The sequence below is a fragment of the Pseudomonas sp. TWRC1-2 genome (assembly GCF_049896685.1).
Lineage (GTDB): Bacteria > Pseudomonadota > Gammaproteobacteria > Pseudomonadales > Pseudomonadaceae > Aquipseudomonas.
The window spans coordinates 597,739-610,368 of sequence record NZ_JAFCUU010000001.1 but is presented as its reverse complement, the minus strand read 5'-3'; the positions used below and the strand labels follow the sequence as shown (position 1 = coordinate 610,368).

Here is a 12,630-nt window from a genome sequence, read left to right as displayed (position 1 = left end):
TCGCAAATGTCCTGCCTGAGGGTGGGACATTTTTATTGCCATGAAACCTATCCACTTCCTACTGCTGATCTTTTTCATGTCCATGAACGCTCAAGCACAGCTCAAGTTTGACAACAAGTTGCTCGGTATCAGTGGCATCAGTGATCAGCAAGTTGAGGACGCGCTTCACGACAAGGAACTTTATGCCGGCGAGAACTCGGTACATCTATACGTCAATGATCGCTTCATCGCCAAGACCGTGGTTTATGCTACGGCGGGAGGACAGGCGGGTTACACGGCGCATGACCTGCAAACGTTTGGCCTGAAGAAAGAAGCTTGGGGGCAGCGCATTAAAAAAGGCGCGGCGACCTACGTGCAACTGACTGATAGGGTAAAGTCCAATTTCAGCCGCAGCGACCGTAGCCTGAAACTCACGGTGCCGCGCGCGCTGCTGGAAAACCCCGATTTCATTCAAAAACAAAAAGGCGGCACCGGCGCCTTCGTCAACTACAACACTTACTATTCTACGTTCACCTCCTCCGATTCAAGCAGCGAGTCACTGAGCACAACCTATCAGGTCGGCGCCAATTCCGATAACGCGTTGCTGCGTGCCAACGGCACCTTCAGCAGTTTCACTTCCAAAACCCAGCGCTACTCCAACAACAACGTTCAGTCGTTTTATCTGGATCGCGATTTTGACGTGGGTCGCCTCAAAGCCGGTCGCCTGAACTCGCCCGATGGCGGCTTCGGTGTGGGTTATGTGGATGGCGTGGTCTACAATTCCAAAGACGCGCCCTCAGGCATCGGCAGCGTTGCCTTAACGTACGACAGCGATGCGCCGGCGGTGATCGAGTTCTATCAGCGAGACCAACTGGTCTACACCCTGAATGTCAACCGCGGTCACAACAACCTTGCCGCCATACCGGTGACATCACTCACGTCGGATGTGGTGGTGGTGATCAAACGCGATGGCCAGGTCATAGATACCCGCCAGATTTCCCGTGCCCGCATCAGCCGCGCGACCACCCAAAGCAGTGGGCTTTACGCCTTTGCGGGGCGCTCGAACACAGACGCGCACGCAGTGACAGCAGGCGCTGGTTACTCAAAACGCTACAGCGATGCCGTGAATCCCACCGTCGCGGTGGTCGCTCAGCAACGTTATCAAGGCGTTTCGCTGAGCAACACCTTCGACAAAGGCGGCCTGCAGATGACCACGTATGGCCTGTTATCGAGGAATGAGCGTAATAAGCTGGGGGTCAACTTAAACGCCACCCTCAGTTACGGTGGTACCGATCTTACGTACCAGGCCATCAGCCGCAATTTCTCCTACGTCGGCCAAGCGCTTTATGATAATCAGGCTGATATTAAAAGTACCTTGGGAATCACGCACAGTTTTGTGGTGGGTGACCATAATGCGCTCAGTGTTTCGCTCAATCGTTATAACTTTTATAACCGTGCCAGTTATTCGACCTGGTCGGCAGGCTATTCTACAAACATCAAAAGAGCCTTGTTTACCTTGAGTGCCGGGTATGCCCCGCAAGCGCCGGGAGACACCCCGCGCGATAAAATGACCTTGAATGCCAGCCTGTCGGTTCCGTTTGAAGTGGGCGGTCGCCCTGTTTACTACCGGTCGCAATACAACACTTACAGTAATAGCCAGCGCCTGGATAACTATCTGACCACTCGGGTCAATAGTGATTACAGCGTGACCGCTGGCCATGTGCGGCGCACTGCAAATCGCAGTGAGACCACAGAGAACTATATAAGTAACGACTTCAATACACCTTACACCCATGCGGGCCTGACTGTTTCTAAGTCCGAAAACGACAGCCGCAGTGCAACGTCAAACAGCCTGAGCCTTTCGGGTTCCATCGCCGCCAATCGCAAAGGCGTGGTATTTACTCCCGAACAACTCAAAGACACCTACGCCATTGTCGACACTCATCTCAAGGGCTTCGTCAAGGTCAGCAGCCGACGCAGCTCAGCCAGAACGAACTATAACGGCAAAGTGGTGCTTGCCAATATCTCTGATGACAAGCCTGACTTTGTTAAAGTTAATCCCAAGGGACTGGACGACGGCGTGTATTTCCAAAATAACCAGGTGGACTTTATCAGCGACCGTGGGGCGGTTTCCTATTTCGACTTCGAGCCCACGCATAACAAGAATGTGCTGCTGCATTGGACAAACAAGCCTAAAGCACTCGGCTCTCGCGCGGTGTTTTATGACCAAGACGGCAACCTGATCGCTAACTTCATTGACCAAGACGTGCTGCTGGTAAAACAGGACAATATTAAACAACTGCAAACGTCAGGCATGTTCGATGCGTCCGACAGCACCTTGATGTGCAAACTTCCCACTCAACTGGAGATCTCCAATGAACAGATTATCGATACAACCTTTGACTGCTCTAGGCAAAAAATGCCTCTGGCTGGTCTGCCTGACAGCCATACCCCTGCTGGCTGAAGCCCAGGTGCAACCCAGCGCCTCTGCGGTGCTGATTGAAAAAGGACAGAAAGAGGCCACTATTGACCTTAAAAACAATAGTGACGAGGCTGTGCTCCTCTACAGCAAAGTTAGCAAACTGCCGGATGACGACCTCGACGGTGGCGTGCTGTACACCGTGCCGCAAACCGTGGTGGTCGCGCCGGGCAAAAACCAGACCGTGCGCGTGATCTACCGAGGCAACAAGCCCCTCGATAGGGAACATATCGCACGAGTGTTGTTTTCTGGTCTGCCCCCACAAGAGCAAGCTGCAGGCAAGGTGAAATTCGTCATAGGCCAGGATCTGCCTGTGGTTATCGGCGTCGACCCTAACGTGTCCGAAGTCGATACCTGGAAACTGATTACCTTCAAACAGGCGCAGGGAAAGCTCTGTATGAGCAACCCTTCACGCAAGGTATTTCGCTTTGACCCGAACATGTCGAATGTGCAGACCAAGGCGGACATTACCTTCAACAAGGCTTACGTCTTACCGGGCGAGACGCTGTGCCAGTCGCTGAAATCACCGCTGGCCGCCAACGCTTCGTTGACTTTCAACAGCGTGTCCAGTTTCAACTTCATGCTGCAAACCCATATCATCCAGTTATCCAGTCAGACAACAGAAAATTGACTATCCAACTGAGTGAGCGTCCCAATCGAGGCGCGCAACAGCAAACTTCGACGTGTTCATCTTGAAAAAATACCTCTGGACGGTTAAAGGCTTTCCTGCATGCGAACAGAGGGGGTTGGAAACGCGTCATTAGGCGTTTCCAAATCAAAAGTTCAGGCTCTTTAGAGTGCGCCCTGTAAGTTGTCAGATGAGTGCGAGTACTGGAGCGCCGACTGAATTTCAGGCCGCAGTCATCTTGAATTTGCATCGCGATCCTCAAAACCGACGACGGTGAGCACGCTCCTAGGGTGGATCTGTGTTTTTCAGCCAGATCGATCTGGCCTTCAGTGCAAAACATTAAGGGTGTGGTGGGGTAGTGAGGTGTCCAAGGTAAGTTCCGCAACTCAGCGCGGACTGCTTGGCCTGCTTGGGTTGCGCCCGATTGAAAATAGCGGTTTTGCGGAATCAATATCGATTCAACCTACTGATTTATAAGTAAAATGTTGTGGATTGCAAATCCGCCTACGCCGGTTCGATTCCGACCTCGGCCTCCACTCTTAGAAACCCCGTAGATTAACGTCTACGGGGTTTTTTATTGCCTTCAAATTGACTGCGCTCAGCCTTGAGCGGTTTCGCGAGCGATAGCCCGGTATTCCCTTGCAGGTGGCGACCGGCTTGAGCGTGGTGCTTTCGCTGTCAGCCGTGCTGGGCCTCAACGGCGGTTTTCCGTCTTCCGCCGGGCTGTATAGGCCCCAGCTACTTGCGAACGCCGAGGCGTATCTGGATGAATTGCGCCGCGCAGGCGCGGTTATTCGCGAAGACATTGAGTAACCGTCACCTGGTGACAACACGAGGCAACTTTCAAAGTAAAAAAGGAACGGCTCTATTCAACTAAATAGATCCGTTCCTTTCTCAGTTACAGAAGAAATTAACGCGATTTATACCGACGCTGCACTATTAAAAGACTGACAGCGAAAGCAGATTTGATCACGCCCTCGCCGTTGGCGTGACAGTTATCCCCCAAACGGCCCGCTCTTTATCTGCTCGCCTTTTTTCGCGCAAGAGGGTGGGTTGGACATGCCGAAGGTCAAGATATTGCCGCCGTTGATAATGCAGTTGAATTGCTTGTTATCGTTGGTTTTCAGCAATACGTAGGTATTGGTGCCCTGGGTTTGACGATTGACAATAGTCAGGTCCGCAGGGGCGTAGCCCAGTGCGCCGGCGCTTTGCGACTTCACGTCATCATCGCTCAACATGTTGGTCTTGCCTGCGAGCGCATTGCAGCCGCCCAACAATGCCACAGTGATGACCAGTGCAAATAACTTGTGCAGTGACATGTTCCTTATCCTTTTGCCTATAACACGTGAATTAAGCGCTTATGCGGTTCAGCTATCGTCAAATAACAGCGCAAGTGATAAACCTGCGCTGCTGTTTCGCGATGGCTGTTAACAAGCGTCAATTATAAAATGTTACAAAAAGTTCCAGAGAGAAATCTCTTGTCTCTCCGTCTCCATTGCTTGTCTGTGTGTCTCGCCGGTGACCCCCTCACTGTCATCGCCTGCGAACCCTCGCAGTTGAACCTGTAAGAAAATGTAACCGTTCGTCGGAACCCACGCACTATCAAAGGGATACAGAGGTCGATCTACAGAACAAATAAGACAGGTAGCTATGCGATCTCTAATTTTGGATATGCCTAACGGGCGCCAGCTCGTAGAAGAACTGGACCTGGCAACGGAGCAGATGATGGCGACGCCCGTTGAGCAAATTGGCGGTGAACAATGGCAGGCGGCATTTGCCAGGCAGCAACGGGCGTTCAGGCTGTGGAGCGATTATCTGCATTGCAAGGCTGACGGCAGGGGGCTGGACTGTCCTCGTAAGGTTGCTTAGGCGTTTGACTGTCAGTTACAAGAAGGGCATGCCTTGCTCTGCAGACGGGCGGGCCTGGCACCACGCATCCTTGGAGTAGCGAGCCCATGTCAAACGCCGCCAGCATGTTTACGCGACAGTTCTTTCACGGCACTCGGGCTGACCTCGAGCCGGGAGACATGATCCGCGTCGGTTATCCGTCCAATTTCACCGAAGGGCGTGCGCTGTCCTGGGTCTATTTTGCGGGCACGTTGGACGCCGCTATCTGGGGGGCCGAACTGGCACTTGGCGATGAGCGCGAACGCATTTATGTCGTAGAGCCCACGGGCCCGATCGTGGACGATCCCAACGTCACGGATAAGAAGTTTCCCGGCAATCCGACGCTGTCCTATCGCTCCCGCGATCCACTGCGGGTCGTTGCCGAAGTGACCCAATGGCAAGGGCATTCGCCAGAGCGGTTGCAGCAAATGAAGGACAATCTTGCCCGTTTAAGGGCCGAGGGCGGCGATGTCATCCTCGACTGATGGACCGGTACCTGCGCGTTGAATAGCGACTAAGCCTGGGCCTCGGACCTGGTGATACGCTGCGCTTTGACCTCATCTGCATACAGGCCAATTTTCCCTTGCTGAGCTGTCAGCAACGTGCATATTTTCATCAACGCCACCGCTTCGTCCGGCGTCCTGCCAGTGCCGGCCATGGCCGTCAGTTCAACCACTGACCAGCCGATAACAGCCGCCGCATCTTCAAGGTCATAAAACAGTTCTTGCTGCGCAGTCCTGAGCCCATCGAGCCCCTGCATCAATTCTTCCATCTGCTACCTACCTGACATTGGTTGAAGTCCAATCCATTCACCCCATCCCTCTTTCAGCCAGGTCTGGGAATTACCAAATACCTCATGAAATCCCGGGCGTCCTGCCCTCACTTGCCCCCGGTGACGTCAAGAAACGTCCCGGTAATGAACGACGCTTCATCGCTCGCCAGCCACAGGATAGCCCGCGCAACTTCTTCGGGTTGTCCGCCGCGGCCCATGGGGATTGAGTCCTTGACCCGATCCACCCGACCCGGCTCTCCGCCACTGGCGTGCATGTCGGTGTAGATATGGCCGGGGCGGATGCAGTTGACGCGGATGCCGTCTCGCGCAACTTCTTTGGCGAAGCCGATGGTGAACGTCTCCAGGGCGCCTTTTGAGGCAGCGTAGTCGATATATTCGTTCGGACTGCCGAGCCGGGCCGCGCCCGAGGATACGTTGATTACAACGCCGCCGCGGCCGTTATGGCGATGGGACATGCGTTTGACCGCTTGTTGCGCGCACAGCATCGGGCCGATGGCATTGACCGCGAAGATGCGCTGCATGCGTGCAAAGCCGAGGTCTTCGAGGCGCGATTGTGGTCCGAGTATGCCCGCGTTGTTGACCAGCACATCGATGCGGCCAAACTCGCGGTCAATCGCGGCGAATAACGCCGCGACCTGCTCCGGCTCTGCGCTATCGGCGCGGACCGCCAGCGCTCGCCGTCCGGCGGCTTTCACGTCATTCGCCACGACCAGGGCGGCGGCCTCGTCGGACACGTAGCTGATCGCGACATCGTAGCCGCGCGCGGCGGCCAGTCGCGCGGTGGCCGCACCGACGCCGCGGCTGCCACCGGTAATCAGGATGACAGAGGCCTGGGGAAGGGTGCTCATAACGCGTAAACCTCACTGTGTGACAGCAACGGACGGCCTCAGCCGATAAGTACAGTGCCGAGCGCAATCACCGCGCAGGCCAGAAACTTGCGCAGCGTGAATGCCTCGCCGAGAAACCAATAACCGATCAGCGCGGCAAACAACACGCTGGTTTCGCGCAATGCAGACACCGCGCCCATGGGCGCAGTGGACATGGCGTAGATGATGATCCCGTAGGCCAGCAGCGAGACCAGTCCGCCGCCCAAAGCCGTTGCGACACCGGGCCGCCAGCTGAACAAACTGCGCGTCCCACGTAAACCGATATACACCAGAGGCATCAACACGCCCCACAACGCGCACATCCACACGGTATACGCCAAAGGCGCGCCAGACAGCCGGGCGCCAATGCCGTCGGTCACGCTGTAAGCCGCAATAAAAACCCCAGTACCCAATGCGTACGGCAGGCTGGGAACGGCAAGCCTGCGTTTATTGAACGCCAGGGAAATGATGCCGCCAGACACCAGCGCAATGCCCAGCAGCGCAGCGCCGGTGACTGTTTCCCCGACAAAAAAAGCAGCGCTGAGGGCGATCAGGATAGGCGAGGAACCGCGGGAAATCGGATAGGTTTGCCCCAGGTCGCCAACCTTGTAGCTGCGTACCAGAAACAGGTTATAGCCCACATGCAGTACCGCCGACAGCCCGGCGTAGCACCAACTGGCCCGGGCGGGCGGCGCCAGGAACGGCGCGATGAGCACGCTGGCAGTGGCCACCGCCAGGCACATCACCGTCATCGCCCACAACCTGTCGGCGCCGCCACGCAGTAGCGCGTTCCAGCTGGCGTGCAGGAGGGCGGCGAACAGAATGAGCAAAACGATATGAAAAGGCATGCGCCATCCTAAGCAACGGCGCGCCTGCACTAAAGCGAAGTCCCCTCATCCTGGCATGAGCAAACGTTCATGCTTTAGCGGTAACTCAGCTGAGCCTGCTGTGACGCTTCCATCAGCCAGTGACGAAAACTGACGACGTGGGGCTGCGATTCGATGCCTTTTGGGCAGACAAAATAGTAGGCCACCGGGGAGTCGAACGGCACATCAAACAGCCTGACCAAACTGCCGTCGCGGATCTGCGCTTCGACATGCCCGCTGCGCGCAAGCGCGACGCCCTGGCCCAGCAGCGCAGCCTCGATGGTCATGTTGGTGTCTGCAAACCGCACACTTTCCTTGAGCGCCGCGATGCCCGTGCCGACATGCTGGAACCAGGCCTCCCACTTCGGCACCAGGTCTGCGCCGTCGCGCGTCAGCAATGGGTAACGCAATAACTGCGCAGGCGTTTGTGGCATGCCAAAGCGGTGCAGGAGATCGGGGCTGGCCACGGGGAAAATCTGTTCCCTGAGCAGAAACTCCGAGTGCAGGCCCGGATAATTGCCATTGCCCAGGCGGATCGCCACGTCAGATTCAATGCTGGAAAAGGTGATGGCTTTGTCGCTGGTCTCCAGCGTGATCAGAATTTCCGGGTGCTGCTGCGACAAACTCGGCAACCTGGGAAGCAGCCATTTGAGCGCAAAGGAGTAAGTGGTACTGACCTTGAGGCGCACCCGGCCTTTGTGCTCCCGAAGGTCAGACAGGGTGGCTTGCAGGTTCATGAAAAACTCACGCACGATCGGCGCTAGCGCGGCGCCGGCGGGTGTCAACGTCAACGACTTGCCGCGCTGAAAAAGCTCCAAACCCCAAATCGCTTCGAGGTGTTTTAACTGATGGCTGACAGCGCTTTGGGTGACATGCAATTCCTGCGACGCCGAGGTGAAGGTGGCATGCCGTGTGGCAACCTCAAAGGCGCGCAAGGTGGCGGTGGGCGGTAAGTCTCTCATCGGATGCAAGCCGGTAGCCATGAATGAAGGCTCATGGTAGTTGATTTGCCGCCAATCGACTGTTCACCGTGTCCATCCCAGCCCCAGCGCCTTGTGCAGCGACGCAAAATCCTTCAGCAACTCTGCGTCCGCGGAGATCCGGCTTTCTTGTGCCTGATAGCGCGTGCGCTCCGCATCCAGCCAATCCAGCGTACTCGCGGTACCTGCACGGTAACGCTGACGCGTCAGGTCGGCTGCACGTACTGCGGAAGATTCCACCGTGCGCAACAGCAGCACGTTCTGGCGCTGGTGCCCATAACGCGCCAACGCCACGTCGGCATCGCGCAAGGCACTCAACACCACGCTTTTATAGTTGGCCAGGGCCTCGTCACGTCCAGCCTCTGCCCCTTTGACGCTGGCGGCAACACGGCCGAAATCCAGCGCGTTCCAGGTGATCCGAGGCAGGATCAACCAGGTGCCGTTGTCCTTGCGTGCAAGGTGCCCAGGGTCACCGGCCGAGAACGACAGGTCACCCATCAAGCTCAGTTTGGGAAACCAGTCTGCGGTCTTCTCGCCAATCTGGGCATTGCTCGATGCCAGTTTGCGTTCGGCGATGCGGATGTCCGGGCGGGCCTTCAATAGCGCGGCCGGGTCGGCGACCGGCACCGCCTCCGGGATAGCGGGCAGCGGCCGCGCGGTGGCCAGTTGGCTGTCCAGCTCGCCGGGTTCCAGACCGCAGAGCAGGCCAAGCTGGTCGAGCGATTCGACGATGGCCGCTTGCAGCGGCAGGCGTTGGGCCTGGGTGTTTTGGGCCTGTGTCAGTACCTGCTCCAGTTGCAGTTGCGAGGCCACGCCGCGTTCGCGCCGTTGCTGGGTGAGGTCCAGGGCCTGGTTTTCGATGCCGACGCTGGCGTCGACCAATGCCAGGCGTGCTTGCTGGTCGCGCAGGTCGGTGTAGGCCTGCACTATTTCCGCAGCCAATTGCACTTGGGCGTCAGCCAGCTGGGCTTGGGAGGCGTCGGCCTCTGCCTGGGCGGCTTCGACTGCACGGCGTGTGCCGCCAAACAGGTCGGCCTCCCAGCTGGCATCGAAACCGGCGAGGTACAGGCTCAACGGGCCGCGGCCACCACCATTGTTGCCACCCAGCGCGGAGGTGTCCGGGGAGCGCAGTTTGAGCATCGCGGCATCCCCAGTGACCTTGGGCATCGCGTTGGCTTGCGCGCCGCTGAGGCTTGCGCGGGACTGCTTGAGGCGCGCCTGGGCCGTGGCAATGTCCGGGCTGTTTTGCAGGGCTTGCTCCACCAGCTGGTTCAATTGCGCGTCGCCCAGGGTTCGCCACCACTGCGCGACACCGGGAGCGCTTGCCGATGCGCTGTCAGCGTGCGGCAGGTGCCCGGCCGCCAGGGTCTTTGGCGCGACGTCGGGGGCATCGTGGTAGTCCGGGCCGACGGTGCAAGCCGACAACAGGCCGACAGTCAGCAAGAGGGGAAGGGTGCGAGGAATCATCGTTGTACCGTGCGCTTTTTCAGGATGAAGATCAGGGGCAGGCACGCCAGCATCGCGAGGCCCAGTACATAAAACGAGTCGTTGTAGGCCATCACCGAGGCTTGTTGCGCAATGTCATTGGCCAGTTGTGCGAACGCCTGCACCTGCGCCGTCGATGCATCGCCGGTTTGCGCGAGGTAGCTGGCGGTGTGGCTGGCCATGTGGTCCTGCGCCAACTGGCTGTTGGCCTGGATGCCTTCGCGCAGCCTGTCGTCATGAAAATGGCTGCGCCGGTCCATCAGCACGCCGAGCAGGGCCAGGCCGATGGTGCCGCCCAGGTTGCGCGACATGTTGTAAAGCCCAGCGGCGTCCCCGGCGTCACGGGTCTCGACCGAGCGCATCGACAGTTGGCTGAGTGGCATCATCACCAGAATCTGCCCAAAACCACGCAACAGCTGCGACCAGACAAAGTCGTGCCCGACACTCTCGGTGGTGAGTTGGGTGTCGACAAAGCAGCTGGCCCAATACAGCAACAGGCCGGCACCGACCATCCAGCGAAGGTCATAGCGGCCGAGCATGCGCGGCAAAATGGGCATCAGCAAAAACGCCGGTATGCCCGACAGCAACATGATCGCGCCGGACTGCTGCGCGTTGTAGCCCGAGAGGATGCCCAGGAACTGCGGCACCAGATACGCCGTGCCATAAATCCCGGCGCCCACGGCGGTACCGATCAACAGCACGCTGCCAAAGCTTTTGTTCAGCACCAGTTGCAGTCGCACGATCGGCGTACTCGAGCGCAACTGCCCGACCGCAATCAGGAAAAAGCCGATCACCGTGGCGATGCTCAGCCACGTGATCAGCAGCGAGTCGAACCAATGCTCACGCTGGCCTTCTTCAAGCACCACCGTCAGCGAACTCAGGCCCATGGCCAGGCCGAGGATGCCCAACCAGTCGGCACTGATGAAGCGTTGCAGGTTCATGCGCTCGCTTGGCAGGCCGGTGATCAGCAGCGTGATCAGGGCGATGCTGATGGGCAGATTGAGAAAGAAGCACCAGCGCCAGTTGATGTTTTCCGTGAGCCAGCCGCCGATGACAGGGCCGAGCAAGGGGCCGAGGATCACGGTCATGCCAAACATCGTGGTGCCGATGGCCAACTGGTGCGGCGGCAGGCGCGTGCGCACGATGGTTTGCGCGGTGGGAATCATCGCGCCGCCGGCGAACCCCTGGCCGATGCGCCCGGCGATCATGGCGCCGAGGCTTGAGGACAGGCCACAGAACATCGAAAACGCAGTGAACATCAAGGCCGTGCCGATCAGGAACCGGCGCAGGCCGAACACCCGGGTCAGCCAGGCGGCGAGGGGGATCATGACGATTTCCGACATCAGATAGCCCGTGGCGATCCACGTGCCTTCGGTGCCGGTCGCGCCGATTTGCCCTTGAATCTGTGGCAGCGCCGAGTTGGTGATCGACACGTCCAGCGTCGCCAGCAGGGCGCCGAGTGCGCCGGCAGCCACGGCGATCCAGTCGGTCAGCGAGGCGTTGCGCGGTTTTTCTGTGGCCTCGGCCATCAGCGCTTCAGCCATGATTGGCGTCCGCGGCATGGGTGCGGGTGTCGACGTCAACGGTTGCCGACAGGCCAGGCATCAACGCCGCGCGCACCTCATCGGGTATGTCCAGCGAGATGCGCACCGGTACGCGTTGCACGATTTTGGTGAAGTTGCCGGTGGCATTCGACGGCGGCAGCAGCGCGAACTGCGCGCCGGTGCCTGGGGAGAGGCTGTCGATATGGCCTTGCAGATCACGCCCTGGCAGCGCGTCCACGTGCACGCTGACGGATTGGCCGGGACGCATGTCGCCGATCTGGGTTTCCTTGTAGTTGGCGGTCAGATAAATCGCGCTGATCGGTACCACTGTCAGCAAGCGAGTGCCGGGCTGCACGTACTGACCGACACGCACGCCGCGGTCGGCCACGCGCCCGTCCAGCGGGCTGCGAATCACTGCATCATCCACGTCCAGCTGGCTTTGCGCCTCGCTGGCCTTGGCCACGCCGAGTTGCGCCTGGGCTTGTTTGAGTTGTGCTTCAAGCGTGCCATAGCGGGTCTGACTGGAGCGCAAGGCAGCCTGTTTGGCCGCCACGGTGCTGCGGGCCTGGGCCAATTGGTTATTCAACTGCGCCAGGCGCTCTTCGGGCTCGGCACCTGAACGCGCCAGCGGGGCGTAGCGCGCGACTTCGGTCTGTGCGTGTTTTGCATCGGCCTCGGCGCCTTGCAACTGCGCGCGGGCTTCGGCGATGGTCGAGTCCTGCTGCACCAGGTCGGCCTGGGCCTTGGCGTAGTCGGCCGTGCGCGCGGCAATGGTTGCCGAGGCTTCATCGCTGACGGCCTGGTATTTGCGCGCATCCAGGCGCACCAGCACATCGCCGCGCTTTACGTCCTGGTTGTCGCTGACCAGCACTTGGGCCACGTAGCCATTGATCTTGGGCGCCACACTGATGCTGTCGGCTTGCAGGTAGGCGTCGTCGGTGGTCTGGATGAAACGTCCGGTGAGCCACCACCAGGCAGCCCAACCCACAGCACCCACAAGTGCGACGGTGGCGATGGTCAGCAGTATCCGTCGAGCCTTGCCGCGTTGACGGTTGACGGTGTCTTCAGGAATGACCTGAGGCGAGGGAGGTGCAGCAGACATCGGGTCACTCCAGATTTATAA

12 protein-coding genes are annotated in these 12,630 nt (G+C 58.6%); 4 read left to right on the top strand and 8 right to left on the bottom strand.

Annotated features, from left to right (window positions below; genetic code table 11):
* Positions 1–40: 40 nt before the first annotated feature.
* From ACP7B3_RS02680 to ACP7B3_RS02670, 3 genes are all read left to right on the top strand, one after another.
* Positions 41–2,443, top strand: a complete 2,403-nt coding sequence (locus ACP7B3_RS02680) for a fimbria/pilus outer membrane usher protein (RefSeq protein WP_426177676.1) — start codon at positions 41–43, stop codon at positions 2,441–2,443.
* Positions 2,355–3,089 carry a fimbria/pilus periplasmic chaperone gene (locus tag ACP7B3_RS02675; RefSeq protein WP_426177674.1) on the top strand — a complete coding sequence of 245 codons (735 nt, stop codon included), beginning with the start codon at positions 2,355–2,357 and terminating at the stop codon, positions 3,087–3,089. The genes ACP7B3_RS02680 and ACP7B3_RS02675 overlap by 89 nt, the downstream gene beginning before the upstream one ends.
* Positions 3,090–3,743: 654 nt before the next feature.
* Positions 3,744–3,899, top strand: coding sequence for a hypothetical protein (locus ACP7B3_RS02670; protein ID WP_426177672.1), 156 nt, complete (start codon positions 3,744–3,746; stop codon positions 3,897–3,899).
* A 182-nt stretch (positions 3,900–4,081) separates the two neighbouring features.
* Here ACP7B3_RS02670 and ACP7B3_RS02665 read toward each other — a convergent pair whose 3' ends face one another.
* Positions 4,082–4,405, bottom strand: coding sequence for a hypothetical protein (locus tag ACP7B3_RS02665; protein WP_145161003.1), 324 nt, complete (start codon positions 4,403–4,405; stop codon positions 4,082–4,084).
* Between the two features lie 636 nt (positions 4,406–5,041).
* Between ACP7B3_RS02665 and arr the strand changes: the two genes are divergently transcribed.
* Positions 5,042–5,458 (top strand): NAD(+)--rifampin ADP-ribosyltransferase, encoded by a 417-nt coding sequence (gene arr, locus ACP7B3_RS02660; RefSeq protein WP_369302953.1) that lies wholly within the window; start codon positions 5,042–5,044, stop codon positions 5,456–5,458.
* Between the two features lie 29 nt (positions 5,459–5,487).
* On the opposite strand, the gene ACP7B3_RS02655 is transcribed toward arr, so the two are convergent.
* The 7 genes from ACP7B3_RS02655 to ACP7B3_RS02625 all read right to left on the bottom strand — a co-directional run bounded on the left by ACP7B3_RS02655 (position 5,488) and on the right by ACP7B3_RS02625 (position 12,609).
* Positions 5,488–5,745 (bottom strand): hypothetical protein, encoded by a 258-nt coding sequence (locus ACP7B3_RS02655; RefSeq protein ID WP_426177669.1) that lies wholly within the window; start codon positions 5,743–5,745, stop codon positions 5,488–5,490.
* 107 nt (positions 5,746–5,852) lie between these two features.
* The gene (locus ACP7B3_RS02650) at positions 5,853–6,614 is read right to left on the bottom strand and encodes an SDR family oxidoreductase (RefSeq protein WP_426177667.1); all 762 of its coding nucleotides are present in this window, start codon (positions 6,612–6,614) and stop codon (positions 5,853–5,855) included.
* Between the two features lie 38 nt (positions 6,615–6,652).
* Entirely contained in the window at positions 6,653–7,480 is an 828-nt protein-coding gene (locus ACP7B3_RS02645; RefSeq protein WP_426177665.1) for an EamA family transporter, read from the bottom strand.
* 74 nt (positions 7,481–7,554) lie between these two features.
* Complete coding sequence (gcvA, locus tag ACP7B3_RS02640) at positions 7,555–8,460, bottom strand: transcriptional regulator GcvA (RefSeq protein ID WP_426177664.1); 906 nt, start codon at positions 8,458–8,460, stop codon at positions 7,555–7,557.
* Between the two features lie 63 nt (positions 8,461–8,523).
* Complete coding sequence (locus tag ACP7B3_RS02635) at positions 8,524–9,945, bottom strand: efflux transporter outer membrane subunit (RefSeq protein WP_426177662.1); 1,422 nt, start codon at positions 9,943–9,945, stop codon at positions 8,524–8,526.
* Positions 9,942–11,507, bottom strand: coding sequence for a DHA2 family efflux MFS transporter permease subunit (locus ACP7B3_RS02630; protein ID WP_416363414.1), 1,566 nt, complete (start codon positions 11,505–11,507; stop codon positions 9,942–9,944). The genes ACP7B3_RS02635 and ACP7B3_RS02630 overlap by 4 nt, the downstream gene beginning before the upstream one ends.
* The gene (locus ACP7B3_RS02625) at positions 11,500–12,609 is read right to left on the bottom strand and encodes an HlyD family secretion protein (protein WP_242197979.1); all 1,110 of its coding nucleotides are present in this window, start codon (positions 12,607–12,609) and stop codon (positions 11,500–11,502) included. Before ACP7B3_RS02625 ends, ACP7B3_RS02630 begins: the two co-directional genes overlap by 8 nt.
* Positions 12,610–12,630: the final 21 nt, after the last annotated feature.